This window comes from Pseudomonas monachiensis (assembly GCF_047345015.1).
GTDB classification, from domain to species: domain Bacteria; phylum Pseudomonadota; class Gammaproteobacteria; order Pseudomonadales; family Pseudomonadaceae; genus Aquipseudomonas; species Aquipseudomonas monachiensis.
This window is the reverse complement of the sequence record NZ_CP178857.1, coordinates 3,503,628-3,527,815: the sequence shown is the minus strand read 5'-3', so window position 1 is coordinate 3,527,815 and position 24,188 is coordinate 3,503,628. Positions and strand designations below refer to the sequence as shown.

Here is a 24,188-nt window from a genome sequence, read left to right as displayed (position 1 = left end):
AAATAAAAATTAATAATAAATATGAAATGATAAGGAAAACTTACCGTGCTTCCCGAGCTGAAGATTACCCAACTGCGCTATTTCGTCCTGGTTGCCCAGTTGAAAAGCTTCCATGGCGCGGCAAGGCAGGCCTATCGCACGCAACCGGCGCTGTCCCTGGCTGTGCGCGAACTGGAGCTGAAACTCGGCCAGCCATTATTCGAAAAGGGCGGCAAAACCGAACTGACGCCATTCGGCGAGCACTGTTTGCCGCTGTTCCAGGATTTACTGGCGCATCACGACCGCATCGCCCGGGAAGTCAGTTTGCTGGCGCGGCATGAAATCGGTCAGGTGAGCATCGCTACGGTGCCGTCGGTGGCCAGTCGGTTGTTGCCGCATCTGCTCGCGCGGTTTGTCAGCGAGCACCCGAAAATGCAGATCAGCATGCAGGACGGCAATGCCGACAGCGTGCAGCAGTTGTTGGTCCAGGGGCAGGTGGATTTTGCGATCAGTAGCGTGTGGGCGGCCGACGAAAACATTGAGTTCGTGCCGATCCTGAGTGATCGGGTGGGTGTGGTCTGCCGCCACGATCATCCGTTGGTGGCCCAGGGTGAGGCACTGCATTGGTCGAGCCTGCAAGCCTATCCGTTAGTGCGCAATGGCACCTCGCGCTTGCTCGCGGGCACGGAAGCGGCGGGGTTGCTGGACAGCAGTCTGCTGTTCGTCTCCAACATGATTTCGCTGATTGCGATGCTTGAAGAGGGCATTGGCATCACCACGTTGCCGTCCCTGGCGTTCCCGCAGGGCAATGAGAAACTGACGTTCCTGCCGCTTTCAGAACCGCGGCTGGAACGCCAGATCGGCATTCTGTGCCGCAAGGGGCACAGCCTGTCGCCAGCGGCAGCCGAGTTGATGGGCTTTCTCAAAGCGAACATGCAGTTGATCGATCTGTAAGGTCAGTGTTCGTGTGGGGGCTCCGGGGGGGGGGCGCTCGGACGCAACTGCGGGTAATCGTGCGCGGCGACTTAAGGGCTTGTCTGTGGCGAGGGAGCAAGCTCCCTCGCCACAGGTCACAGGTATGTTCTACCTTGCTTGCTACAACCCATCCCCCAGCGCCTTTAAGTATTCAGGGCTTTCGCCGATCGAGTTATGCCCCGTCCCCGGTATCACCCGCAATGACGCCACGCCTTTGGTGAAGTGCGTGTACAAACGTTCGGTGCTCGGGCGCGGAATCACCTCGTCATGCTCGGCCGCGATCAACAGTGTCGGCACCGTGATGCGGGCGGCGTACTGCCAGGACGGGTATTTGTCCTTCAACAACCAGCGCACCGGAAACCAGCGAAACTGCCGGGCGGCGAGCCCTTCGAGGCTGTTGTAGGGCGTGATCAGCACCAGTCGCGCGGCCGGGCGTTCGCTGGCCAGGCGCACGGCCACCCCGGAACCCAGGCTGCGGCCGACCACCGCCACATGCGGATGGCTGGCATGTACCTGGTCGAACAAAGTGATGGCGTCGCGGGCAATGGCCTCTTCGGAAGGCGAGCCGGAACTGCCGCCATAACCACGGTAATGCAGCAGGTACAGGGCGTAGTCAGGGAACGCTTGAGAGAACCCGGGCAGGTTGTGCGAGACGTCTTCGGCATTGCCGCCAAAATAAATCAGTGCGTTGGGACCTTCGTGCGGTCGGATGGAAACCAGCACCTGCGCGTCAGCGACCGGCAGGGTGAGCAGCGTCCCGGCGGTCCCGACGGCGCGTGGTTGCGGGTAGTAGATCAGCGCCCGCTGGAACACGAACAGCGCCACGCACAGCGCCAGGTACAACGCAGCGACGATGACGACGAGTAACAACAAGGTGCGTGACATTCGACTAACGTTAGTGGGCGGCATTGACTGCTCGGGGTTTGAAAGTGGCTGGCGCCGCAAGGCTTTCTGAGTGTAGTCAATCGACCCTTGGCGCGGGTTATCCGGGTTGTCGGCGCAACAACCCGGACCCTGGCGACTGGTGAGAAACGTTTTATGAGCCATCCTGAGGGTTACACCCGTAGAGAAGTACTCACGCTGGCTGCCGGTGCTTCGGCGGTCTTCACCTTCGGTCAGGCGGGGGCACAACCCGCGCCGTCGACGGGAACAGGAGGCAAGACCATGCAGACCCGCGTCATTCCTTCCAGCAACGAGTCCTTGCCGATCGTAGGCTTGGGCACTTACCGCGGATTCGATGTCGAGCCTTCGCAACCGGCCTACAAGGACTTGCCCGCAGTGCTGGATGCCTTGTTCGACAAGGGTGGCAAGCTAATCGACAGCTCGCCGATGTACGGTCGCGCCGAACAGACCATAGGCGAGTTGCTGTCGATCCATGAGCCGCGCTCGCCGGCCTTCCTGGCCACCAAGGTGTGGACCCGGGGCCGCGAAGAAGGCATCGCGCAGATGGAACAATCCTTCGCCCTGTTGCAGACCGACCGGATCGACCTGATGCAGATCCACAACCTGCTGGACTGGCAGACGCACCTGCCGACCCTGCGCCACTGGAAGGAAGCAGGGCGTATCCGCTACATCGGCATCACCCATTACACGGCATCGGCCTATGAAGAAGTGGAAGCGGTACTCAAGGCCGAGCCAGTGGATTTCTTGCAGATCAACTACGCCCTGGATGATCGCGGCGTCGAGAAACGCCTGCTGCCGTTGTGCCGCGAGCGGGGCGTGGCGGTGATTTGCAACCGGCCTTTTGGCGGTGGCGGCTTGCTGGCCAAACTGAAAGATAAGCCGCTGCCAGGCTGGGCGGCGCAGGTCGGGGTCAAGAGCTGGCCGCAACTGGCGCTGAAGTTCCTGCTGTCACATTCGGCGGTGACCTGCGTGATTCCCGGCACCGGCAACCCGCGCTACATGGCGGAAAATGCCCGGGCCGGTTTCGGCCCGATGCTGACCGATGCCCAGCGTCAGCAATTGATTGCGCTGGTGGGCTAGCGACGTGTTCAACCCGTCGCGGCGAGTCCTCGAACCTCTCCTATACTGATTCGCGTCCATGCCGTGGGAAGTGCATTCGCTGCCCTGACGGCGTCCCTGTCCATCACTGCAAGGAGATCGAACATGGCTATCCGCATTGGCGACGAAGCACCGGATTTCACCGCCGACACCACTGAAGGCACCCTCAATTTTCACCAATGGATCGGCGATGGCTGGGCCATCCTGTTTTCCCATCCCAAGGATTTCACCCCGGTGTGCACCACCGAACTGGGTTACCTGGCCAAACTCAAGCCGGAATTCGACAAGCGCAACACCAAGGTCCTGGGCCTCAGCGTCGACCCGGTCAGTGACCATAACCGCTGGGTCGGCGACATCGCCGAGACCCAGGGCACGGCGGTCAACTATCCGCTGATCGGCGACGAAAACCTGGTGGTGGCCAAGCTCTACGACATGATTCACCCTAATGCCAGCGGCGGCGCGCGCACGGCGGTGGACAACGCCACGGTGCGTTCGGTGTTCATCGTCGGCCCGGACAAGAAGGTCAAGGCCATGCTGATCTACCCGATGAGCGCCGGGCGCAATTTCGATGAAGTGCTGCGTCTGCTCGATTCCCTGCAACTCAATGCCAAGCACACCGTTGCCACGCCGGTTAACTGGCGGCCGGGTGAAGACGTGATCATCCCGACTTCAGTGTCTGACGAAGACGCGAAGAAGAAATACCCGGATGGCTTCAAGACCCTGAAGCCGTATCTGCGGACCGTGGCTCAGCCGAAGTAGTCGCCATTAGTGATGCCGCCATCGCGAGCAAGCTCGCTCCCACAGGTTCCTGAGTCGTTCACAGACAGGTGCTTCGACTCGGACCCTGTGGGAGCGAGCTTGCTCGCGATGAGGCCAGCCCTGCCGGCCTCAACCTCTGGTCAAACCAGATACTTGCGAAACCAACCCAACGTCCGCTCCCACGCGAGCTTCGCCGCCGCCTCGTCATAACGCGGTGTCGAATCATTGTGAAAGCCATGGTTGCAGCCAGGGTAGATATAGGCCTCATAGGTCTTGCCCCCGGCCTTCAACGCTGTCTCATAGGCGGGCCAGCCTTCGTTGATCCGCGTATCCAGTTCGCCATAGTGCAACATCACCGGGGCCTTGATCCGGGGCACTTCCTCGGCCGTTGGCTGACGGCCATAAAACGACACGGCGGCCCCCAGTTCCGGATAGGCCACGGCGGCGGCGTTGGTCACGCCACCGCCGTAGCAGAACCCGGTGATGCCGACTTTGCCAGTGGCGGCAGGGTGTTTCATCATCCACTCGACGGCGGCGAAAAAGTCGTTCATGAGCTTTTCCGGGTCAACCTTGGCCTGCAGCTCGCGGCCCTTGTCGTCATTGCCGGGATAACCGCCGACCGAACTCAGGCCATCCGGGGCCAGGGCGATGAACCCGGCTTTGGCCACACGCCGGGCCACGTCTTCGATGTAGGGGTTGAGCCCACGGTTTTCGTGCACGACCACCACCGCCGGCACCTTGCCGGTGGCCTTGGCCGGACGCACCAGATAAGCGCGAACCTGGCCGTGGCCCTTGGGCGAGGGGTAGGTGATGTATTCGGCAATGATGTCCGGATCGGTGAACTCGACTTGCTCGGCCAGCGCATAGTTTGGGCTTAGCGCGGCGAGCAGGGCTCCAGCGGTCAAACCGCCGAAGGTAAACAACGCCGCGCGATCGAGAAACTCCCGGCGGTTGATCTTGCCGTGGGCGTAGTAGTCGTAGAGTTCCAGCAGTTCAGGGGCGAAATCTTTGGCAGTTAGACGGGTCATGGCTGCAACTCCTCTCGGCTGGTTTAACACGGACTCTGTGGGACGGACCTTGTGGGAGCGAGCTTGCTCGCGATGGCGGAGTGTCATTCAACATCGATGTCGACTGGTCTGCCGCTATCGCGAGCAAGCTCGCTCCCACAGGGGGAATGGTGATGCCGACATCTTATTTCAGGCACTGCGCCCCGGCCTTGGCCACCTGCGCATCCTGCCCGGGCTTGACGCCCGACACCCCGATGGCACCAATCACCTGGCCATCGAAAACAATCGGCACGCCACCCTCAAGCGAAGTCAGCAAGGGTGCTGACAGGAAAGCGTAGCGCCCGGCGTTGACCATGTCCTCATAGCTTTTCGAATCGCGCCGCCCGAGGGCTGAAGTGCGGGCCTTTTCGGTGGCGATGTAGGCACTGCCGGGGGCGCAGCCGTCGAGGCGTTCGAGGGCCAGCGGGTGGCCGCCGTCATCGACCACCACTATGGTCACGGCCCATTGATTGGCCTGTGCTTCGGCGCGGGCGGCTTTGATGATCTGGCCGACTTCGGCCTGGCTCAGGACGGCTTTGCTGTTCATGGGCATCTCCAGGGTTCGGTTAAGGCAGGGCGGCTTCGACCAGTTCGATCCAGTGTCGCACCGGGGTTCGGCCCGCGCCGTCGAGGTGCGACTGGCAGCCGATGTTGGCCGTGACAATGACCTCGGGATGGCCGCTTTCCAGGGCGTTGAGCTTGTTGTCGCGCAGTTGTCGCGAGAGTTCGGGCTGGGTCAGCGAATAGGTGCCCGCCGAACCGCAGCACAGGTGGCCGTCGGGGACGGAGGTCAGGTTGAAACCGAGTCCGGTCAGCAGCGCTTCCACGGCACCGCCGAGTTTCTGCCCGTGCTGCAAGGTGCAGGGGCAATGGAAAGCCAGGCGTTGCGAGGCGTGAATGCCAAGTTTTTCCAGCGGTTCGTCGCGCAACACCTCCACCAGGTCCCGGGCCAGCGCGCTGACCTTTTTCGCCTTGTCGGCATAGGCCGGGTCGCTGGCGAGCAGGTGGCCGTAATCCTTGATGAAGGCGCCGCAACCGCTGGCCGTCTGCACAATCGCCTCGGCACCTTTTTCGATGCCCGGCCACCACGCGTCGATGTTGCGCCGGGCACGGTCGAGGCCGATGGCCTGGGCGTCCAGGTGGTAGTCCACGGCGCCGCAGCAACCGGCTTCGCGGCTCGCGATGACGCTGATCCCCAACCGGTCCAGCACCCGCGCCGCCGCGGCGTTGGTGTTGGGTGACAGGCTGGGCTGCACGCAACCTTCGAGCATCAGCACCTGACGCTCACGCACGGTCACGGGGCGCTGTTTGGCCGGCGGTGCATTGCGCGGCAATTTGCTTTGCAGGGTGCCGGGCAGCAGCGCGCGGAACACCTGGCCGCCATTGACCAGGCTCTTGAACAGCTCTGGATGCGGCACAGTCTGGCGCAACCCCTCGCGCAACAGGCGCTGACCCAGCGGGCGCGGCACCGCCGCATCGACCACCGCCCGGCCGATGTCCAGCAGGTTGTGGTAATCGACGCCCGACGGGCAGGTGGTTTCGCAGTTGCGGCACGACAGGCAGCGGTCCAGGTGCTGTTGGGTCTTTTGCGTGACGTCGTTGCCTTCCAGCACCTGCTTGATCAGGTAGATACGGCCCCGTGGTCCGTCCAGTTCATCGCCGAGCAATTGATAGGTCGGGCACGTGGCATTGCAAAACCCGCAGTGCACGCAGGTGCGCAGGATGCTTTCGGCTTCTGCGGCGCGGGGCAGATGGCTGGCGCGTTCACTCAAGGTCGTCTGCATGGTTCATAGCTCCGCGTACAGGCGTCCGGGGTTGAAGATGCCCAGTGGATCGAGTTGTTGTTTGAGGTTGCGGTGATAACGCATCAGCGCCGGTGGCAGCGGATGGAAGGGGCTGTCGGACAGGCCGTGGCTGAAGCAGGTGGCATGGCCGCCGACCTCGTCGACGACCTGGCGGATGTACGCGGCATCGGCATCGGATTTCAGCCAGCGCTGGGCACCGCCCCAGTCGATCAACTGGCGCCCCGGCAGCGACAAAAGCGGCGTGTTGTGTGGCAACGACAGGCGCCACAGCGGTTGGTCTTGATCGAAGAAACTCAAGCGCTGTTCATTGAGATCGTCCCACCAGCAAGCCTCCAGACGTTCGCCACCGAGGCGCTCATGGGCCGCCGCCACCGATCCCTCGCCGCCCTCCAGTCGCAGGTGCAGGCGCGAACCGTCGTGACAGGCCGCACTGATCGGCAACGGCTGCTGGCCCCATTCCGCCAGGCGCAGCAAGGCCCGTTCGGCGTCCATTTCCAGGCTGATGCTTAAGGCTTGCCGGGGTTTGGGCAGCACTTTGAGGGAAACTTCGGTGATCAGCCCGAGGCTGCCGTAACTACCGGCCATCAGGCGCGACAGGTCGTAGCCGGCGACGTTTTTCATCACCTCGCCACCGAAGCGCAACAGCTTGCCGTGGCCGGTGATGACCCGCGTGCCGAGCACGAAATCCCGCACCGAACCGGACCACGGGCGCCTTGGCCCGGACAGCCCGCAGGCGATCATGCCGCCGACGGTGGCGCCGTCGCCGAAGGACGGTGGCTCGCAGGGCAGCATCTGTTGCGCGGCGTCCAGCACCTGCGCCAGCTGCGACAACGGTGTGCCGCAACGGGCGGTGATCACCAGTTCAGTCGGGTCGTAACTGACGATGCCCCGGTGCGAACGGGTGTCGAGAATTTCCCCGGCCGTGGTGCGCCCGAGAAAGGCTTTGCTGTTGGAACCCTGGATGCGCAACGGCGTGGCGTTTTCCAGCGCCTGATTGACCTGTTCCAGCAGTGACTGGCTGTCATCGAAATCTTCAGGGCTGCGCATCAGAAACGCTCCAGCTCGGGGAAGGGCAACTGACCGCCGTGTATGTGCATGGCACCGAATTCGGCGCAGCGGTGCAGGGTCGGAATGTTCTTGCCGGGGTTGAGCAGGCCACCGGGGTCGAAGGCGGTCTTGACGGCATGGAACAGGGTCAGCTCATCGCTGTTGAACTGCGCGCACATCTGGTTGATCTTCTCGCGGCCCACGCCGTGTTCACCGGTGATGCTGCCGCCGACTTTCACGCACAACTCCAGGATCTTGCCGCCCAGGGCTTCGGCGCGATCAAGTTCACCGGGTTGATTGGCATCGAACAGGATCAGCGGATGCATGTTGCCGTCGCCGGCATGGAACACGTTGGCCACCCGCAGACCGTATTCCTTCGAGAGCTCGGCGATGGCGTGCAGCACGCCGGGCAGTTCGCGACGGGGGATGGTGCCGTCCATGCAGTAGTAGTCCGGCGAGAGGCGGCCCACCGCCGGGAAGGCATTCTTGCGCCCGGCCCAGAAACGCACGCGCTCGGCTTCGTCCCTGGCCTGGCGCACCTCGATGGCGCCGGCCTGTTGCAGCACCTGGCGCACCCGCTCGCAGTCATCCGAGACATCGGCTTCAACGCCGTCGAGTTCGCACAGCAGAATGGCCTGGGCATCCACCGGATAACCGGCGTGGATGAAGTCCTCGGCGGCGCGGATGGCCAGGTTGTCCATCATTTCCAGGCCGCCGGGGATGATGCCGGCGGCAATGATGTCACCGACGGCGCGCCCGGCTTTTTCCACGGAGTCGAACGCCGCCAGCAGCACTTTGGCGGTCTGGGGCTTGGGCAGCAGCTTGACCGTGACCTCGGTGATCACCCCGAGCAGGCCTTCGGACCCGGTGAACAGCGCCAGCAGGTCGAAACCGGGGGCGTCGAGGGCGTTGGAGCCCAGGTTCAGGTGCTCGCCATCGACGGTGAGGATGTCGACCTTGAGCACGTTATGCACGGTCAGGCCGTACTTCAGGCAGTGCACGCCACCGGCATTTTCCGCGACGTTGCCGCCGATGGAGCAGGCGATTTGCGAGGATGGGTCCGGCGCGTAATACAGGCCGAAGGGTGCCGCCGCCTGGGAGATCGCCAGATTGCGTACACCGGGCTGTACCCGCGCAGTGCGGGCGGCGGGATCGATGTGCAGGATGTTGTTGAAGCGCGCCATCACCAGCAGCACGCCTTTCTCCAGGGGCAGCGCACCGCCGGACAACCCGGTGCCGGCGCCACGGGCCACGACGGGGACGTGCAGTTCATGGCAAACCCGCAGCACCCCCTGGACTTCCTCGATGTGCCGGGGCAGCACCACCAGCATCGGCGTGGTGCGATAGGCCGACAGGCCGTCGCATTCGTAGGGCTTGAGTTCCTCGCGCTGATGCAGGACTTGCAGATTCGGCAAGCGGGTTTGCAGGGCCTGCAACAGCGCCTGTTTGTCGACATCGGGCAGGGCGCCGTCAACGCGTTCATCGTAGAGAATGTTCATGGGTTCACGATTCTCGCAGGAGGCCACTGACCTTCATCATTGGCCTGATACAGCCGACTGTCCATTGGGATGTTTGTCTGCACGACGTACCATGTGGGGTCGATTCAGTGCCCGCCCACCACCATGTGGCTGAACGGCGCGACGTAGGCCTGCAGCGTCACCAGGCCACCGACCAGGATCGCCAGCACAATCGAGTGGAAGAACACGTAGCGCAGGATTTCCCCTTCATGGCCGTACCAGCGGGTGGCGGTGGAGGCGACCACGATCGACTGGGCGTCGACCATCTTGCCCATGACCCCGCCGGAACTGTTGGCGGCGGCCATTAACACCGGGCTGATGCCCAGTTGCTCGGACGTCACCCGTTGCAAACCGCCGAACAGCACGTTGGACGCCGTGTCCGAGCCGGTCAGCGCCACGCCGAGCCAGCCGAGCAGGGTGCCGAACATCGGGTAGAAAATGCCCGTCGCGGCGAAAGCCAGGCCCATGGTCGCATCAAGCCCCGAGTAGCGGGTGAGGAAGCCCAGCGCGAGCATTGCCGCGATGGTGATCAGCGAATAACGCACCACCCACAGAGTGCGCAGGTACTGGTGAATCAGTTGCGGGATCGAGTACCCCATCAGCAAACCGCCGACAATCGCCGCCAGCAGAATGCCGCTGCCGGTGGCGGTGAACCAGGTGAACTTGTATACCGCTTCTTCGGTTTTCGGCGCGGCCACCACGGGCGGGACTTTCTCGACCTGCAAGTGCAGGGTGGTGAAGGTCACGACCGGCGCAAACAGCGGATTCGCCTCGCGCATCGGCTTGCCCTGTGGATCGAGCTTGGCGGCACTGGTTTGCGGGTCGATGGCGGGGCGGGTGTCGAAGGTGTTCTTGAAGCCCTGGGTGCCCCAGATGAACACGAAGACCGTCAGGATCAGCCACGGCATCCACGCCCGCATCACTGCCGGTTTTGCCTCATTGGCAAAGGTTGCAGTGGGTACGGGCTTTTCGTCGTGCTCGGCGTCGATTTTCGAGTTGTCGACCCGGCCGGTCAGGGCGGCGGACGTGTGTACGGTGGCCGGTTTCCACACCTTGAGGAAACCGGTCAGGCAGGCCATGGAAATCAGTGCGGCGATCACGTCCACCAGCATCGGCCCGTGATAGTTGGACACCAGGAACTGCGGTACGGCAAAACTGACCCCGGCCACCAGGATCGCCGGCCAGATTTCGAGCATCTTGCGCCAGCCGGCAAAGGCCCAGATCAGCCAGAACGGCACCAGCACCGAGAAGAACGGCAACTGCCGGCCAACCATCATCGACAGTTCCATTTCATCGAGCCCGGTGACCTTGGCCAGGGTGATGATCGGCGTGCCGAGGGCGCCGAAGGCCACGGGGGCGGTGTTGGCGATCAGTGCCAGCCCTGAAGCGGCAAGTGGCGAAAACCCCAGCCCGATCAGGATTGCCCCGGTCACCGCCACCGGCGTGCCGAATCCGGCCGCGCCTTCGAAAAACGCCCCGAAGCAGAAGGCGATCAGCAGCAATTGCAGGCGCCGGTCATCGGTGATGCGCGCCAGGGAGTCTTGCAACACCTTGAACGAACCGTTCTCGGTGGTCAGGCGGTGCAGGAAGATGATGTTCAACACGATCCAGCCAATGGGCAGCAGGCCGTTGGCCGCACCGAACAACGCCGCCGAACCGGCCATGCCCGCTGGCATGCCGAAGGCGAAGATCGCGATCAGCAAGGCCGAGGCCAGGGCGAGCAATGCCGCCAGGTGCGCCTTGACATGGAAAAACGCCAGGGACGCCAGCATCACCACCACCGGCACCGCCGCCATGAGCGTTGAAAGCACCGGGTTACCGAACGGATCGTAGACTTGCTGCCAGACCATGTTCCACCTCTGCTTTTTATTGTTGGACGTGCAGATCCCCTGGGGGGGAGGTGGTCTTCAGTATAGGTGGCATTGCGCCGCTGTCAGGGCAGGCCTCCGGTCCTGCCAATCGGCGCATTCCGGAGGGCTGAGCTAGCATGGCCAGTAGGGTTTGAATTCAGCCAGGGGAGCAATGCAGTCATGACCGAGCGCCATATGGAGCACAAGGAAACGCTATCGAACGGATGCAACATCAAAGTCACGGCCGAGATATTGAAAGACGGTTCGTTGGGCATGTTCATCGGTATCTATCGGCCGGACGGTACGGCCATCGATGAAAACCACGACCCACGGCCGCATATGCTGGACATGGAAGCGGCGATGGATTGGGGGATCGATATTGCCAAGGGGATCGGCAATAGCCAGCGAACATTGTGAGCGGTGCCGTCTGTGCCCGGGCGACCGGCGGTCGCTGTCAGAACCCGAACGAACGTGCCGAGCTTTTTGCCAGTTCGACTTCCAGCAGATGCTCGACCAGCAGGTCATTCAAAAACCGGAACTGATCATTGAGCCCGACCACTTCGTTGCTGAAGTGATGATCGGCTGCCGGGATCAGCAACGCCTCGAAATTTTTGTCGAACATCAGAGTCAACTCTTTACATGACTCGAATTCCTGCGCGTAGAAATTGTTGCCGAACACCGGGAAACGTACGGCGAGGGTGACAGTGTTAATCATGATGTTTGTTCCTCGCTCAGGACGTACCAGGCAAACACACTCAATGTGAACGCCGTCAGGGCCAGGCAGGTCAGCAGATGGATCAGCATGAGGTTCCCCTCCGGTTCGGGGCTTCGTGTTGGCTTGGGATCGATCCTACGCTGACGGCGTACAAGCGGAAGGCAATCGCGGCGATGGTGAATATCGACGCCAGTGATGGTGGTTTTTGTGCTGATGATGCGGCCCCCTTCGCGGCCATGCACATGCCGCCACCTATACTCAAAACAGAGGTTGTCCAATCACCGAACCTCCGGTTCGATGACAACTGTAGGAAGCCGCCATCGTGAACCTGCGTTCGCTGATCATTACCGTGCTGGTGGTGTTGGCAGGCTGCGCCACACCCCCGCGTGCGCCGGTGGAAACGGCACCGGTCATCGTTTCAGCGAGCACCTGGCAGCAAGTGGACCGGGAGATCGTCGCCGCGTCGCAGTCGGCCACCGAGCAAACCCGAATCTACTCCCGCGGTGCCATGGATTACTGGCGTACCCGGGTCTATGAATTGACCGAACAGAACTTCATTCCATGGTTCAGCAGTTACTGGACCCAGGAATGGCTGTCGATGAAGGTCAGCTGGTACACCCTCAGCGCCAAGGGCGAGCAGGACGCATCGGAAAAACGTCTGGCGGCCTACCTGCTCGAAGCCTATCAAGAGAAGGTTCTGGCCCCGGTGGCGCTGGAAGTCGATCCCGATTCGATTCTGGGCCTGTCAGTGGCGTTCTACGTCGACATCCTCAAGGAAGAGCTGCAGAAGATCTCTACCCGCCACGGCGTGCCGATAGCCCAGCTCAACGGGCGTATCCAGAAAATCCCGGCCATCGCCCTCGGTCCACCCCCGGCGCGGAACGCCTCGTTGTACCAGATCGTGCACACCGATCCGCTGAACACCTTGCCGGCCTACGCCGCGCTGATCGACAAAATCCACAAGGCCGGCGGCGACAGGGGCGTGGGTTCGACCGACACCGCGATGGCGCCGGTGGCCAGGCGCGCCAGCCGGCGGATGGAAGCCGAGATGGCCCCGCGTGGGGCCGCCAGCGCCGTGGCCGCGGCCGCCGGAAAACTTGCCGGTGGTTTGATCACTGTAGGGGTGGCGGGCATTCGCGCACTGATTCAGGCCAACGACCGGCCCGACAGTGAGGCGCTGATCCGCAGCAGCCTGGGCAATACCTTCGACAAGGCCTGGCTCAAGCTGGTGCAGAACCCGACGACCGGCGTCATGGCCGGCACGCTGTACATGGCAGGGCAGATCGAAGGCAGCCTGGCGGACCGCACTGCACCGCCGGTCGGTTTGAGCGCCGGGACTGTCGATTTGACGCCATCGCAACCGACTACCCAGCAGAACACCCCATGACCCAAGGAGAAATGCTCATGTCTTATGTCGATGGTTTTATCGCTGCCGTACCCACCGCCAACCGCGGGCAATACCTCAAGCACGCCGAAGTCGCCGCCTCGATCTTCAAGGAAAACGGTGCCTTGAGTGTGGTCGAATGCTGGGGCGAGGATGTCCCGGAAGGCAAGGTCACCTCGTTTCCCATGTCGGTGAAGCTCAAGGACGGTGAAACCGTGGCCTTCGGCTGGATCATCTGGCCGGACAAGGCCACTCGCAATGCCGGAATGGACAGGATGATGCAGGATCCGCGCATGAAGCCGGACGTCAATCCGATGCCCTTCGACGGCCAGCGCATGGTCTACGGCGGGTTCGAAGTACTCCTCCAGGCCTGACGCCGCACGCGGGATCACTCCGGCGTCGGGGTGATCCTGCAACTCTTGCGCTGGCGGATCTCGTCGTCCGTCGGCCGCTCGCGGATGAACTCGAAGCGCGGCTCGCCTTCGCTGTAATGCACCAGCCAGCCCCATTCCAGCTTGAGTTCATCCTGGCCGGGCTCGGGCGGTCTGGCCCACCATGGTTCCTTGCTGATGATCTGTCGCATGGCCCCCTCCGGTTTTTCGGGATGCTGAAACTATAACGCGCATGTCCCACCGCGCCACATATGCGCTGGCCGGCATTCGAGAGTTGAGTACACTCAGGCAGTCTTCCCAGGAGGTGCCCGGCATGAGCGACGAATCCCGCGAGCCGTTCAAGCGTCTGTTCTTTGCGTTGAACTGCGCCCCGGCCCAGCGCCGGGAGATAGCGCAATGGCGCAGTGCATTGCAACTGCGCAACGGACGGCCGGTGCCGGCGGAAAACTTTCACCTGACGCTGAAGTTTCTGGGGGCGGTGGGCGTGGCGCAGATTGCCGAAGTCTGTACCGCGGCGGCGGCGATCCGTACACCGGGCGAGCGCTTGACGGTGGTGCTGGACCGGCTGGACGTGTGGCGCAGGGCAGGCGCGCTGGTGCTCGCGCCACAGCAGGCGCCCCCGGCATTGCTGCGCCTGGTGTATGCCCTGGAACAGGCGATGTTGCCGTTCGGCCTGGAGCAGGCCCCAAGGGAATACCGTCCGCACCTGACCCTGGCGCGGGACTATCGGGCGCCGGTACCGGAGTCCGCAACGACGCCGGAGTTTTTCCTGCGTGCCGACCGGTTCACCCTGTTCGAATCCCGCAAGGGCCGTTATCGGGCGCTGGCCGAATGGCCTTTGATTGACCCCCAATAAAAAGCCCGGATGATTTCGCGGCCGACGATTATCGTCGTTTCAGCCCGCGCTTCCAGGGCGAAAACGTCGCGAAAAACCTGCTGCTGGTGCAACAGGTACAAGCGCTGGCGGCAGAAAAAGGCGTGACGGCGGGCCAACTGGCGCTGGCGTGGGTGCTGGCCCAGGGTGACTACCTGATTCCGATTCCGGGCACCAAGCAACGTAAATACCTGGAAGAAAACGTGGCCGCACTGGAGGTGACGCTGAGTGGCGAAGAACTGCACGCGCTGGAAGCGATCTTTGCGGCCAATGCCACCGCAGGCCTGCGTTTCCGGAAGAAGTCATGAAACTGCTCGACCGCTAAGGGTTGCCGGCCCGTTCGATGAACCGGGCGGGCCGTGCAACACCGCGTCAGGCCTTGGCCGGCAGACCATTTCCCGATCGCAAAAGCAAGATCAAAAGATCGCAGCCTTCGGCAGCTCCTACAGGGGAACGCGTACACCACCATACAACGAGGTCGAGCGTTAGCTCGCCTCGCGGTGCTGTTGCGGTGCACGCCCCCTCGAGAGGCCGAGCGCAGGTTCTGCGCAGTGGGCAACCCGGCATGGATGCCGGGTTAGCCGCGTACGGCCATGGATGGCCGATCGCGGCGGGCCCACGGAGCAGGACCGGAGCAAGGGGATGCCGAGCCTAGGCGAGGCACCGAACGTAAGGGGCAAAAGCGTTTGGTTACTTGGCGCTTTTCCAAGTAACCCGCTGTAAAAGCGGAACCATAGGAGGCCGTTACCGCAGAAATGAATATGTACACCACCAATAAAATACTCCAGCCAGGAGGCCGCCATCGCCAGCAAGCCGTTTCCTACAGGTATCGGTGTTCCCCGGAATTGCGTGAAGAACCATAAAAAAGGCGCCCGAGGGCGCCAAAATTCACCTGAACCGAGGGAGCCAGGTGAGGCCGTTCTACTTGCAGGAGAGGCAGCGGTGGTAAGGCGCTGCGTGAACGGAAAAGGTTTGAACATCGTACTTGATCGAACACATCACTCCGTAGGAGCTGCCGGAGGCTGCGATCTTTTGATTTTGCTTCGGCACGAACTCTCAAGATCAAAAGATCGCAGCCTCCGGCAGCTCCTACAAAAGCAGGTGAATTACTGGCCGAGTTTCACCTTGGTCCAGCCCCGGGTCATGATCCGCTGGACGGCAATCGGCTGGTCCGGCACGGCATAGAGCGTGGCCATCACCGCTTCCGGCGGATAGGAGCCCGGATCGTTGCGGATCGCTTCATCCACCAGTGGCGTGGCCGCAGCGTTGGCGTTGCTGTAGCCGATGTTGTTGGTGATGTCGGCAATCACGTCGGGGCGCATCAGGAAGTTCATGAACAGGTACGCATTCTCGACGTTGGCGGCATCGCGGGGAATGGCGAGCATGTCGTAGAAACTGGCGGCGCCTTCTTTCGGGATGCTGTAGTCGATCTTCACCTTGTCCCCGGCTTCCTGGGCGCGGGCCTTGGCCTGCAGCACGTCGCCGGAGTAACCGACGGCCACGCAAATGTTGCCGTTGGCCAGGTCGGAGATGTATTTCGAGGAATGGAAGTACGCCACGTTCGGGCGAATCTTCATGAACAGCGCCTCGGCTTCGGCGATGTGCTGTTTGTCCTGATCGTTCACCGGGTAGCCCAGGTAGTGCAGGGCGGTCGGGATCATTTCAGTCGGCGAATCGAGGAAACTGATGCCGCAGGCTTTGAGCTTCTCGGCGTTTTCCGGTTTGAACAGCAGGTCCCAGGAGTTGGTCGGGGCGTTGGCGCCGAGCACTTCCCTGACCTTCTGCGGGTTGAAACCGATGCCGATCGAGCCCCACATGTACGGGATGGCGTGGGCGTTATCGGGATCGCTGGCGGAGGCGTTTTTCAGCAGCACCGGGTTGAGGTTTTTCCAGTTCGACAGCTTCGTCTTGTCCAGTTCCTGATAGACGCCGGCCTTGATCTGCTTGGCCAGGAAGCTGTTGGACGGCACGACGATGTCGTAGCCGGACTTGCCTGCCAGCAGGCGTGCCTCAAGGGTTTCGTTGCTGTCGAAGACATCGTAGGTCACCTGGATGCCAGTCTCGTCCTCGAACTTCTTGACGGTATCCGGGCCAATGTAATCCGACCAGTTATAGACGCGCAGAACCTTGTCATTGGCCTGGGCACCAGTGGCGATTGCGCCCAATAAGGACAGTGTCAGCAGAGTCCTGCCAAACATTTTCATCGGTACAACTCCATTTCTTTTTTATTCAAAAACACAAAGCAAAATTGCAATCAACATAAAACCTGTGACGAGGGAGGGTACCCATCATCCTGTAGGCGCTGTGTAGGAGCTGTGTAGGAGCTGTCGAGTGCAACGAGGCTGCGATCTTTTGAAGGCAAGATCAAAAGATCGCAGCCTGCGGCAGCTCCTACATTAAGCTGTCGCTCCCGCCATTTTCTTTTCAGGCTGCTGCCAGGATTCGCTGGCGGTCTGGTCCATGGCTTCCTGGATCGCGCGCTTGCGGGTGGCTTCGGCGCGGCGGCTGAAGTACCAGACCATGAAGGTCACGATCGACACGGCCAACAGGATCAGGCTGGCCACGGCGTTGATCTCGGGCTTGACCCCAAGGCGCACCGCCGAGAACACTTCCATCGGCAGGGTCGTGGAGCCCGGGCCGGACACGAAGCTCGCCAGCACCAGGTCATCGAGCGACAGGGCGAACGACATCATGCCGCCGGCCGCCAGTGACGGCGCGATCATCGGAATGGTGATCAGGAAAAACACCTTGAACGGCTTCGCACCCAGATCCATGGCCGCTTCTTCGATGGACAGGTCCAGTTCGCGAAGGCGGGCGGAGACTACCACCGCCACATAAGCGGCACAAAACGTGGTGTGGGCGATCCAGATGGTGACGATGCCACGCTCCATCGGCCAGCCGATCAACTGCGCCATGGCCACGAACAGCAGCAACAGCGACAGACCGGTGATCACTTCAGGCATCACCAGCGGCGCGGTGACCAGGCCACCGAACAGCGTGCGACCCTTGAAGCGGGTAACGCGGGTCAGGACGAACGCGGCCAGCGTCCCGAGTGCGACTGCCGCAATCGCGGTGTAGCAGGCGATTTCCAGCGAGCGCAACACAGAGCCCATCAACTGGCTGTTGTCGAGCAGACCGGCGTACCACTTGAACGACCAGCCACCCCACACCGTCACCAGCTTGGAGGCGTTGAACGAGTAGATCACCAGGATCAGCATCGGCAGGTAGATAAACGACAGGCCGAAAATCAGCATGAACTTTGAAAATCCGAAGCGTTTCATCCCCGTGCCTCCATCTCTTTGGCCTGGCTGCGGTTGAACAGCAGAATCGGCACAATCAGGATCAACAGCATCACCACCGCCAGGGCGGACGCCACCGGCCAGTCGCGGTTGTTGAAGAACTCTTGCCACAACACACGGCCGATCATCAGGGTTTCCGGGCCGCCCAGCAGTTCCGGAATCACGAACTCACCGACCACCGGAATGAACACCAGCATGCAACCGGCGATGATGCCGTTCTTGGCCAGCGGCACGGTGATTTTCCAGAAGCTGTTGAAGGTGCTCGAACCCAGGTCCGATGCCGCTTCCAGCAGGCTCTGGTCATGCTTGACCAGGTTGGCGTACAGCGGCAGCACCATGAACGGCAGATACGCATACACCACGCCGATGTAGACGGCGATGTTGGTGTTGAGGATCTCGATCGGGTGTGACGTCAGCCCGGTCCACATCAGGAAGCCATTGAGCAGGCCGTTGTTGCTGAGGATGCCCATCCACGCATAAACGCGAATCAGGATCGCGGTCCAGGTCGGCATCATGATCAGCAGCATCAGCACGTTCTGCGCTTCCTTGCTGGCCTTGGTGATGGCGTAGGCCATCGGGAAACCGATCACCAGGCACATCACGGTGCTGAAAAACGCCACCTTCAACGACCCCAGGTAGGCGGACAGGTACAGCTCATCCTCGCCCAGCAGGGTGTAGTTGCCGATGTTGAGCAACAGCTGGAATTTCTGCTCGGCGTAGGTGTAGATCTCCGAGTAGGGCGGAATGGCCAGGGCCGCTTCCGAGAAGCTGATCTTCATCACCAGAAAGAACGGCAGCATGAAGAACAGGAACAGCCAGATGAACGGAATCCCGATGACGAACTTGCGCCCGCTGGGGACCCACCTCAGGAATTGCTGATTGAAGGTTTTCATGCGCGCAGTACCACGCCGCTGTCGTCTTCCCACCACACGTAGACCTGATCGTCCCAGGTCGGACGCGCACCACGGCGTTCGGCGTTGGCCATGAACGACTGGACGATCTTGCCCCCGGGCAGCTCGACGTAGAACACCGAGTGGCCACCGAGGTAGGCGATGTCATGCACCTTGCCGGCGGACCAGTTGTAGCGGTTCTCCGGCTTGACGGTGCTGACCAGCAGTTTTTCCGGGCGGATCGCATAGGTGATCGACTTGTCCTGCACCGACGTGCTGACGCCATGACCGACGTAGATCTTCTGCTCCAAGTCCGGGCTGTGGATGATCGCGTGACCTTCCAGGTCCTCGACCACGGTGCCGTCGAAGGCGTTCACGTTGCCGATGAATTCGCAGACCATGCGGCTGACCGGTGCTTCATAAATGTCCACCGGGCTGCCGATCTGGGCGATCCAGCCCAGGTGCATGATCGCGATGCGCTGGGCCATGGTCATGGCTTCTTCCTGGTCGTGGGTCACCATCACGCAAGTCACGCCCACGCGCTCGATGATCTCGACAAGTTCAAGCTGCATTTGCGAGCGCAGCTTTTTATCCAGGGCGCCCATCGGTTCGTCGAGCAGCAGCAGCTTCGGGCGTTTGGCCAGGGAACGGGCCAGGGCCACGCGCTGACGCTGGCCGCCGGACAGCTGGTGCGGCTTGCGCTTGGCGTACTGGGTCATGTGCACCAGGCGCAGCATCTCCTGCACCCGGGCGTCGATTTCGGCCGCTGGCAAACGGTCCTGCTTGAGGCCGAAGGCGATGTTCTGCGCCACCGTCATGTGCGGGAACAGCGCGTAGGACTGGAACATCATGTTGATCGGTCGTTCGTACGGCGGCATGTCGGTGATGTCGACGCCGTCGAGCAGAATCCGGCCCTCGGTCGGGCGCTCGAAACCGGCGAGCATGCGCAGCAGGGTCGATTTGCCGGAACCGGAACCACCGAGCAGGGCGAAGATTTCGCCCTGGTGGATTTCCAGGGACACATCGTCCACGGCGGTGGTTTCGTCGAACTTCTTGGTGACGCGATCGATTTTCACCAACACCTTTTTCGGTGCCTGGTGACCCTCAAGAGCCTTCCTGTAGATGCTGGAGGCGTTTGCCATGTGAAACTCCCAACAGGTTTCAGTCGCCCGGCCAACACGGCCCGGCTTAATAGTGGATTGCAAACCCGTATCGGGGACTTCGGTCAGAACGCAGACCCTGTGGGAGCGAGCTTGCTCGCGATGAGGCCGGCACAATCGACATTGATGTCACCTGACACATCGCTATCGCGAGCAAGCTCGCTCCCACAGGGATTTGCGTTTGCTGATCGAACTCACCCATACCGCTCGGGTTTATTCGGCGCCGCCATCCTGGCTGCCTGGTCGTACTTGTTGTTATTGCAGTGTGTTGTTTTCGCGAGCGGGGCACGCAAAAGCGCCTGCCCGCTCGCGTTGGGCAGTTAATCGTTGAATGTGGGTATCAGTTCGTCAGCTCGAGTGACGCAGCGCCGCCCGTTGCCGGCAGGCTTCGCCGAACGCCTGGAAAATACTCAGATAAGGAGGGTTGCTCAGCACCTGCCATTCCGGGTGCCATTGCACGCCGAGGGCAAAGGCCTTGCTGTTCTCGACCGAGATCGCCTCGATCAGGCCATCGGGCGCGACGGCTTCGGCGCGCAGGCCGGGAGCGAGGCGGTCGATGCCCTGGCTGTGAATCGAGTTGACCTGGAACACCGCAGGCAGGTCCAGCGCTTCGAACACACCGCCCGGCTGCACATTCACCCCGTGAGCGGGAGCGTATTGCACGGCCAGGTCCGGATGGTCGGCCTCGCGATGGTCGAGCAAGCCCGGGAGCTCATGGACCTTCTGATGCAGGCTGCCGCCGAACGCCACGTTCATTTCCTGGAAGCCACGGCAGATGCCGAGCACCGGCACGCCCGCTGCAATAGCGGCGCGGATCAGCGGAAGGGTGGTGGCATCCCGCGCCGGATCGTGATCCGTGCCGGGGGCGCTGTCGGGGCCTTGATAGTGGAAGGGTTCCACGTTCGACGGCGAGCCGGTCAGCAACAGACCGTCGAGCTGCGGCAGCAGGTCCTCGATGTCGGTCAGGTCGCCTAAGGAAGGAATAACGACAGGCAGCCCCAGCGCGGCAACGCTGACAGCACGCAAGTACTTGTCACCGCTGATGTGGTAGGGGTGCAGGCCAATCTGTTTGACGCATGCAGTAACGCCGATCAATGGCTTGAATGCCATTTTTATCACCTCGAAGTTTCACACTTGAACGAGCTTTTCCGGAGCTTAGCCTTGTTGATTTTAATTAACAACTCTCATGTAAAAAATTCTAAACGCCGCACGTCCGATCTTCAGGATTTACGCGTGTTTGAGGGCGTATCTGGCACTCTCGTCCCCCTGAGAGGCCCGAAAATAAACGTTGAAAGGCCAGGTGTTCGCTATTGACTTCACTTTGCCTTTCGGATTGACTGGGCTCGTGAAAGGGCGGTGAACATAATAATTAACAGTAAAAAATAGGTGCATCATGTCGGTCCCTCTGCGTACCGTTCAACTCAACGAAGCAAACGCATTCCTTAAGAAATATCCTGAGGTTTTGTACGTCGACCTTCTGATTGCGGATATGAACGGTGTGGTGCGCGGTAAGCGCATCGAACGCACCAGTCTTCATAAGGTTTACGAGAAAGGCATCAACCTGCCGGCGTCTCTGTTCGCTCTGGACATCAATGGTTCCACGGTGGAAAGCACCGGCCTGGGTCTGGACATCGGCGATGCCGACCGGATCTGCTACCCGATCCCCGGCACCCTCAGCATCGAGCCATGGCAGAAGCGCCCGACCGCGCAACTGCTGATGACCATGCACGAAATCGAAGGCCAGCCGTTCTTCGCCGACCCGCGTGAAGTACTGGCCAATATCGTGCGCAAGTTCGACGACCTGGGCCTGACCATCTGCGCCGCGTTCGAGCTGGAGTTCTACCTGATCGACCAGGACAACGTGAACGGTCGTCCGCAATCGCCGCGTTCGCCGGTTTCCGGCAAGCGTCCGATGTCGACCCAGGTGTACCTGATCGACGACCTCGACGAATACGTCGACTGCCTGCAAGACATCCTCGAAGGCGCGAAAGAGCAGGGCATCCCGGCTGACGCCATCGTCAAGGAAAGCGCCCCGGCGCAATTCGAAGTGAACCTGCATCACGTGGCTGACCCAATCAAGGCGTGCGACTACGCCGTCCTGCTCAAGCGTCTGGTGAAGAACATCGCCTACGACCACGAGATGGACACCACCTTCATGGCCAAGCCGTATCCGGGCCAGGCAGGTAACGGTCTGCACGTGCACATTTCGATTCTCGACAAAGAAGGCAACAACATCTTTGCCAGCGAGGATCCCGAGCAGAACGCCGCGCTGCGACACGCGATCGGCGGTGTGCTCGAGACCCTGCCGGCGCAGATGGCGTTCCTTTGCCCGAACGTCAACTCGTACCGTCGTTTCGGCGCTCAGTTCTACGTGCCGAACTCGCCGAGCTGGGGCATCGACAACCGCACCGTGGCCGTGCGTGTACCGACCGGTTCGCCGGACTCGGTGCGCATCGAACACCGCGTAGCGGGCGCCGATGCCAACCCGTACCTGTTGATGGCTTCGGTGCTGGCCGGCGTGCACCACGGCCTGACCAACCAGATCGAGCCGGGCGCCCCGGTGGAAGGCAACAGCTACGAGCAGAACGAGCAGAGCCTGCCGAACAACCTGCGCGACGCCCTGCGCGAGCTGGACGACAGCGAAGTCATGGCGCGCTACATCGACCCGATGTACATCGACGTGTTCGTGGCGTGCAAGGAAAGCGAGCTGGCCGAGTTCGAGAACTCCATCTCGGACCTTGAGTACAACTGGTACTTGCACACGGTCTGATTGGCAGCTACCCGCCACACCCTTGATGGCGGGTGACTACCCCTGTAGGAGCTGCCGAAGGCTGCGATCTTTTGACTTTTGCTTTTAAGATCAAAAGATCGCAGCCTTCGGCAGCTCCTACAGGGATCGGGTTTCAAGTTTTTGATTGAGGGCATTCGGCCCGACGATCACCTATTCCCCTGCGTCGAGTCACAACCATGACAAACACTCGCAGCGATTGGGAGCAACGCTTCCAGTCCCTCTCTATTGAAGGTCGCGCATTCATTGACGGCCAATACTGCGCGGCCGCCAGTGGCGCCACGTTCGAATGCATCAGCCCCGTGGACGGTCGTTTCCTGGCGAACGTCGCCGGCACCGACGAAGCCGACGCCAATGCGGCGGTCGCCGTGGCGCGTCGCACCTTCGAATCCGGCGTGTGGGCCAACCTGGCCCCGGCCGAGCGCAAGCGCATCCTGATCCGTTTCGCCGATCTGATCCTGGCCAACCAGGAAGAACTGGCCCTGCTCGAAACCCTCGACATGGGCAAGCCGATCAGCGACTCCATGAGCATCGATATTCCGGCGACCGCCAACGCGATCCGCTGGACCGCCGAAGCCATCGACAAGATCTACGACGAAGTCGCCGCCACGCCCCAGGATCAGCTTGGCCTGGTGACCCGCGAAGCAGTCGGTGTGGTCGCGGCCATCGTGCCGTGGAACTTCCCGCTGATCATGGCCAGCTGGAAATTCGCCCCGGCCCTGGCGATGGGCAACTCGTTCATCCTCAAACCTTCGGAAAAGTCCCCGCTGACCGCGATCCGCATCGCGCAACTGGCGCTGGATGCCGGCATCCCCAAAGGCGTGTTCAACGTCCTGCCGGGCTACGGCCACACCGTGGGCAAGGCGCTGGCGTTACACATGGACGTCGACGTGCTGGCCTTCACCGGCTCCACGGCGATCGCCAAGCAACTGATGATCTACGCTGGGCAAAGCAACATGAAACGCGTCTGGGCCGAAGCCGGGGGCAAGAGCGCCAACGTGGTGTTCGCCGATGCGCCGGACCTGCGCGTCGCCGCACAAGCCGCGGCCGGTGCCATTGCTTTCAACCAGGGCGAAGTCTGCACCGCCGGTTCGCGCCTGCTGGTGGAGCGTTCGATCCGCGAGCAGTTCATTCCATTGCTGGTGGAAGCCCTGCAAGCCTGGAAACCGGGCCACGCCCTCGATCCTGCGACCACCGTCGGCGCGGTCGTGGACCAGCGTCAACTGGACAACGTGCTGCGCTACATCGGCATCGGCAAAGAGCAGGGCGCCGAACTGATCGCGGGCGGCAGCCGCACCCTCGAAGACACCGGTGGCCAGTACGTGGAACCGACGATTTTCGACGGCGTGACCAACGCCATGACTATTGCCCGGGAAGAAATCTTCGGCCCGGTGCTGTCGGTCATCACCTTCGACACTGCTGAAGAAGCCCTGGCAATTGCCAACGACAGCATCTTCGGCCTGGCCGCCGGCGTGTGGACCAGCAACCTGAGCAAGGCCCACACCTTCGCCCGTGGCCTGCGTGCCGGCAGCGTCTGGGTCAACCAGTACGACGGCGGCGACATGACCGCGCCGTTCGGCGGGTTCAAGCAGTCGGGTAACGGTCGGGACAAATCGCTGCACGCGTTCGACAAGTACACCGAACTCAAAGCGACCTGGATCAAGCTCTGATAACAATAAAGCGACGGTCGCCGGCTCTGTCGGCGGC

The 24,188-nt window shown here is 61.7% G+C and carries 24 protein-coding genes and 1 pseudogene; 10 read left to right on the top strand and 15 right to left on the bottom strand.

Going from position 1 to position 24,188, the window contains the following annotated elements; all coding sequences use genetic code 11:
• Positions 1 to 45 precede the first annotated feature (45 nt).
• Positions 46 to 933: a LysR family transcriptional regulator gene (locus ACMDB8_RS15685; RefSeq protein ID WP_409078732.1), complete on the top strand. Its 888-nt coding sequence runs from the start codon at positions 46 to 48 to the stop codon at positions 931 to 933.
• A gap of 141 nt (positions 934 to 1,074) precedes the next feature.
• Here the strand turns inward: ACMDB8_RS15685 and ACMDB8_RS15680 are convergent, their stop codons facing one another.
• A complete protein-coding gene (locus ACMDB8_RS15680; RefSeq protein ID WP_409078733.1) occupies positions 1,075 to 1,863 on the bottom strand; it encodes an alpha/beta hydrolase in 789 nt (262 codons plus the stop codon).
• A gap of 129 nt (positions 1,864 to 1,992) precedes the next feature.
• Here ACMDB8_RS15680 and ACMDB8_RS15675 point away from each other — a divergent pair, with 129 nt between their 5' ends.
• The gene (locus tag ACMDB8_RS15675; protein ID WP_177336493.1) at positions 1,993 to 2,937 is read left to right on the top strand and encodes an aldo/keto reductase; all 945 of its coding nucleotides are present in this window, start codon (positions 1,993 to 1,995) and stop codon (positions 2,935 to 2,937) included.
• Between the two features lie 123 nt (positions 2,938 to 3,060).
• Positions 3,061 to 3,714, top strand: coding sequence for a peroxiredoxin (locus ACMDB8_RS15670; protein ID WP_056727305.1), 654 nt, complete (start codon positions 3,061 to 3,063; stop codon positions 3,712 to 3,714).
• A 140-nt stretch (positions 3,715 to 3,854) separates the two neighbouring features.
• On the opposite strand, the gene yghX is transcribed toward ACMDB8_RS15670, so the two are convergent.
• The 6 genes from yghX to ACMDB8_RS15640 all read right to left on the bottom strand — a co-directional run bounded on the left by yghX (position 3,855) and on the right by ACMDB8_RS15640 (position 10,979).
• Positions 3,855 to 4,742: a YghX family hydrolase gene (gene yghX, locus ACMDB8_RS15665; protein ID WP_056727303.1), complete on the bottom strand. Its 888-nt coding sequence runs from the start codon at positions 4,740 to 4,742 to the stop codon at positions 3,855 to 3,857.
• 163 nt (positions 4,743 to 4,905) lie between these two features.
• A complete protein-coding gene (locus tag ACMDB8_RS15660) occupies positions 4,906 to 5,307 on the bottom strand; it encodes a heme-binding protein (protein ID WP_223542420.1) in 402 nt (133 codons plus the stop codon).
• A gap of 19 nt (positions 5,308 to 5,326) precedes the next feature.
• Positions 5,327 to 6,544: a glycolate oxidase subunit GlcF gene (gene glcF, locus ACMDB8_RS15655; protein ID WP_223542421.1), complete on the bottom strand. Its 1,218-nt coding sequence runs from the start codon at positions 6,542 to 6,544 to the stop codon at positions 5,327 to 5,329.
• Between the two features lie 3 nt (positions 6,545 to 6,547).
• Positions 6,548 to 7,612, bottom strand: coding sequence for a glycolate oxidase subunit GlcE (gene glcE / locus ACMDB8_RS15650; RefSeq protein WP_409078734.1), 1,065 nt, complete (start codon positions 7,610 to 7,612; stop codon positions 6,548 to 6,550).
• Complete coding sequence (gene glcD / locus ACMDB8_RS15645; protein WP_409078735.1) at positions 7,612 to 9,111, bottom strand: glycolate oxidase subunit GlcD; 1,500 nt, start codon at positions 9,109 to 9,111, stop codon at positions 7,612 to 7,614. The genes glcE and glcD overlap by 1 nt, the downstream gene beginning before the upstream one ends.
• Before the next feature lie 104 nt (positions 9,112 to 9,215).
• The gene (locus ACMDB8_RS15640) at positions 9,216 to 10,979 is read right to left on the bottom strand and encodes an L-lactate permease (RefSeq protein WP_056727289.1); all 1,764 of its coding nucleotides are present in this window, start codon (positions 10,977 to 10,979) and stop codon (positions 9,216 to 9,218) included.
• 180 nt (positions 10,980 to 11,159) lie between these two features.
• Here ACMDB8_RS15640 and ACMDB8_RS15635 point away from each other — a divergent pair, with 180 nt between their 5' ends.
• On the top strand, positions 11,160 to 11,396 hold the full coding sequence (locus ACMDB8_RS15635) for a hypothetical protein (RefSeq protein WP_056727288.1): 237 nt from the start codon (positions 11,160 to 11,162) through the stop codon (positions 11,394 to 11,396).
• Between the two features lie 37 nt (positions 11,397 to 11,433).
• On the opposite strand, the gene ACMDB8_RS15630 is transcribed toward ACMDB8_RS15635, so the two are convergent.
• Positions 11,434 to 11,694, bottom strand: a complete 261-nt coding sequence (locus tag ACMDB8_RS15630; protein ID WP_056727286.1) for a hypothetical protein — start codon at positions 11,692 to 11,694, stop codon at positions 11,434 to 11,436.
• Entirely contained in the window at positions 11,691 to 11,972 is a 282-nt protein-coding gene (locus tag ACMDB8_RS15625) for a hypothetical protein (RefSeq protein ID WP_409079548.1), read from the bottom strand. The genes ACMDB8_RS15630 and ACMDB8_RS15625 overlap by 4 nt, the downstream gene beginning before the upstream one ends.
• Before the next feature lie 44 nt (positions 11,973 to 12,016).
• Here ACMDB8_RS15625 and ACMDB8_RS15620 point away from each other — a divergent pair, with 44 nt between their 5' ends.
• Together ACMDB8_RS15620 and ACMDB8_RS15615 are read left to right on the top strand one after the other, a co-directional pair.
• A complete protein-coding gene (locus ACMDB8_RS15620) occupies positions 12,017 to 13,081 on the top strand; it encodes a hypothetical protein (RefSeq protein ID WP_056727285.1) in 1,065 nt (354 codons plus the stop codon).
• 17 nt (positions 13,082 to 13,098) lie between these two features.
• A complete protein-coding gene (locus ACMDB8_RS15615) occupies positions 13,099 to 13,452 on the top strand; it encodes a DUF1428 domain-containing protein (RefSeq protein WP_409078736.1) in 354 nt (117 codons plus the stop codon).
• A 14-nt stretch (positions 13,453 to 13,466) separates the two neighbouring features.
• Here ACMDB8_RS15615 and ACMDB8_RS15610 read toward each other — a convergent pair whose 3' ends face one another.
• Positions 13,467 to 13,661: a hypothetical protein gene (locus ACMDB8_RS15610; protein WP_056727280.1), complete on the bottom strand. Its 195-nt coding sequence runs from the start codon at positions 13,659 to 13,661 to the stop codon at positions 13,467 to 13,469.
• A gap of 122 nt (positions 13,662 to 13,783) precedes the next feature.
• Between ACMDB8_RS15610 and thpR the strand changes: the two genes are divergently transcribed.
• Together thpR and ACMDB8_RS15600 are read left to right on the top strand one after the other, a co-directional pair.
• On the top strand, positions 13,784 to 14,326 hold the full coding sequence (thpR, locus tag ACMDB8_RS15605) for an RNA 2',3'-cyclic phosphodiesterase (RefSeq protein ID WP_409078737.1): 543 nt from the start codon (positions 13,784 to 13,786) through the stop codon (positions 14,324 to 14,326).
• Positions 14,323 to 14,669, top strand: a pseudogene (locus ACMDB8_RS15600) (aldo/keto reductase); the annotation flags it as partial. The gene thpR and the pseudogene ACMDB8_RS15600, both read left to right, overlap by 4 nt.
• A gap of 781 nt (positions 14,670 to 15,450) precedes the next feature.
• On the opposite strand, the gene ACMDB8_RS15595 reads toward ACMDB8_RS15600, so the two are convergent.
• The 5 genes from ACMDB8_RS15595 to ACMDB8_RS15575 all read right to left on the bottom strand — a co-directional run bounded on the left by ACMDB8_RS15595 (position 15,451) and on the right by ACMDB8_RS15575 (position 20,803).
• Positions 15,451 to 16,548 carry a polyamine ABC transporter substrate-binding protein gene (locus ACMDB8_RS15595; protein WP_056727970.1) on the bottom strand — a complete coding sequence of 366 codons (1,098 nt, stop codon included), beginning with the start codon at positions 16,546 to 16,548 and terminating at the stop codon, positions 15,451 to 15,453.
• A gap of 192 nt (positions 16,549 to 16,740) precedes the next feature.
• On the bottom strand, positions 16,741 to 17,625 hold the full coding sequence (locus tag ACMDB8_RS15590) for an ABC transporter permease subunit (RefSeq protein WP_056727968.1): 885 nt from the start codon (positions 17,623 to 17,625) through the stop codon (positions 16,741 to 16,743).
• Positions 17,622 to 18,536, bottom strand: a complete 915-nt coding sequence (locus tag ACMDB8_RS15585) for an ABC transporter permease subunit (RefSeq protein WP_056727966.1) — start codon at positions 18,534 to 18,536, stop codon at positions 17,622 to 17,624. Before ACMDB8_RS15585 ends, ACMDB8_RS15590 begins: the two co-directional genes overlap by 4 nt.
• Positions 18,533 to 19,675: a polyamine ABC transporter ATP-binding protein gene (gene potA / locus ACMDB8_RS15580; protein WP_046042409.1), complete on the bottom strand. Its 1,143-nt coding sequence runs from the start codon at positions 19,673 to 19,675 to the stop codon at positions 18,533 to 18,535. Before potA ends, ACMDB8_RS15585 begins: the two co-directional genes overlap by 4 nt.
• A gap of 366 nt (positions 19,676 to 20,041) precedes the next feature.
• Positions 20,042 to 20,803, bottom strand: coding sequence for a gamma-glutamyl-gamma-aminobutyrate hydrolase family protein (locus ACMDB8_RS15575; protein ID WP_056727961.1), 762 nt, complete (start codon positions 20,801 to 20,803; stop codon positions 20,042 to 20,044).
• A gap of 283 nt (positions 20,804 to 21,086) precedes the next feature.
• Here ACMDB8_RS15575 and ACMDB8_RS15570 point away from each other — a divergent pair, with 283 nt between their 5' ends.
• Positions 21,087 to 22,463 (top strand): glutamine synthetase family protein, encoded by a 1,377-nt coding sequence (locus tag ACMDB8_RS15570; RefSeq protein WP_056727960.1) that lies wholly within the window; start codon positions 21,087 to 21,089, stop codon positions 22,461 to 22,463.
• Between the two features lie 197 nt (positions 22,464 to 22,660).
• Positions 22,661 to 24,151 (top strand): aldehyde dehydrogenase, encoded by a 1,491-nt coding sequence (locus ACMDB8_RS15565; RefSeq protein WP_409078738.1) that lies wholly within the window; start codon positions 22,661 to 22,663, stop codon positions 24,149 to 24,151.
• The last annotated feature ends 37 nt before the right edge of the window (positions 24,152 to 24,188 follow it).

Bases quoted from the DNA above. Each gene is read 5' to 3' on its own strand.
- ACMDB8_RS15635 (WP_056727288.1), top strand. From the start codon at position 11,160: ATGACCGAGCGCCATATGGAGCACAAGGAAACGCTATCGAACGGATGC.
- glcF (WP_223542421.1), bottom strand. From the start codon at position 6,544: ATGCAGACGACCTTGAGTGAACGCGCCAGCCATCTGCCCCGCGCCGCA.
- ACMDB8_RS15610 (WP_056727280.1), bottom strand. From the start codon at position 13,661: ATGCGACAGATCATCAGCAAGGAACCATGGTGGGCCAGACCGCCCGAG.
- glcD (WP_409078735.1), bottom strand. From the start codon at position 9,111: ATGAACATTCTCTACGATGAACGCGTTGACGGCGCCCTGCCCGATGTC.
- ACMDB8_RS15565 (WP_409078738.1), top strand. From the start codon at position 22,661: ATGACAAACACTCGCAGCGATTGGGAGCAACGCTTCCAGTCCCTCTCT.
- ACMDB8_RS15595 (WP_056727970.1), bottom strand. From the start codon at position 16,548: ATGAAAATGTTTGGCAGGACTCTGCTGACACTGTCCTTATTGGGCGCA.
- ACMDB8_RS15615 (WP_409078736.1), top strand. From the start codon at position 13,099: ATGTCTTATGTCGATGGTTTTATCGCTGCCGTACCCACCGCCAACCGC.
- ACMDB8_RS15675 (WP_177336493.1), top strand. From the start codon at position 1,993: ATGAGCCATCCTGAGGGTTACACCCGTAGAGAAGTACTCACGCTGGCT.
- ACMDB8_RS15660 (WP_223542420.1), bottom strand. From the start codon at position 5,307: ATGAACAGCAAAGCCGTCCTGAGCCAGGCCGAAGTCGGCCAGATCATC.
- thpR (WP_409078737.1), top strand. From the start codon at position 13,784: ATGAGCGACGAATCCCGCGAGCCGTTCAAGCGTCTGTTCTTTGCGTTG.
- ACMDB8_RS15590 (WP_056727968.1), bottom strand. From the start codon at position 17,625: ATGAAACGCTTCGGATTTTCAAAGTTCATGCTGATTTTCGGCCTGTCG.
- potA (WP_046042409.1), bottom strand. From the start codon at position 19,675: ATGGCAAACGCCTCCAGCATCTACAGGAAGGCTCTTGAGGGTCACCAG.
- yghX (WP_056727303.1), bottom strand. From the start codon at position 4,742: ATGACCCGTCTAACTGCCAAAGATTTCGCCCCTGAACTGCTGGAACTC.
- ACMDB8_RS15585 (WP_056727966.1), bottom strand. From the start codon at position 18,536: ATGAAAACCTTCAATCAGCAATTCCTGAGGTGGGTCCCCAGCGGGCGC.
- glcE (WP_409078734.1), bottom strand. From the start codon at position 7,612: ATGCGCAGCCCTGAAGATTTCGATGACAGCCAGTCACTGCTGGAACAG.
- ACMDB8_RS15630 (WP_056727286.1), bottom strand. From the start codon at position 11,694: ATGATTAACACTGTCACCCTCGCCGTACGTTTCCCGGTGTTCGGCAAC.
- ACMDB8_RS15575 (WP_056727961.1), bottom strand. From the start codon at position 20,803: ATGGCATTCAAGCCATTGATCGGCGTTACTGCATGCGTCAAACAGATT.
- ACMDB8_RS15640 (WP_056727289.1), bottom strand. From the start codon at position 10,979: ATGGTCTGGCAGCAAGTCTACGATCCGTTCGGTAACCCGGTGCTTTCA.
- ACMDB8_RS15680 (WP_409078733.1), bottom strand. From the start codon at position 1,863: ATGCCGCCCACTAACGTTAGTCGAATGTCACGCACCTTGTTGTTACTC.
- ACMDB8_RS15570 (WP_056727960.1), top strand. From the start codon at position 21,087: ATGTCGGTCCCTCTGCGTACCGTTCAACTCAACGAAGCAAACGCATTC.
- ACMDB8_RS15670 (WP_056727305.1), top strand. From the start codon at position 3,061: ATGGCTATCCGCATTGGCGACGAAGCACCGGATTTCACCGCCGACACC.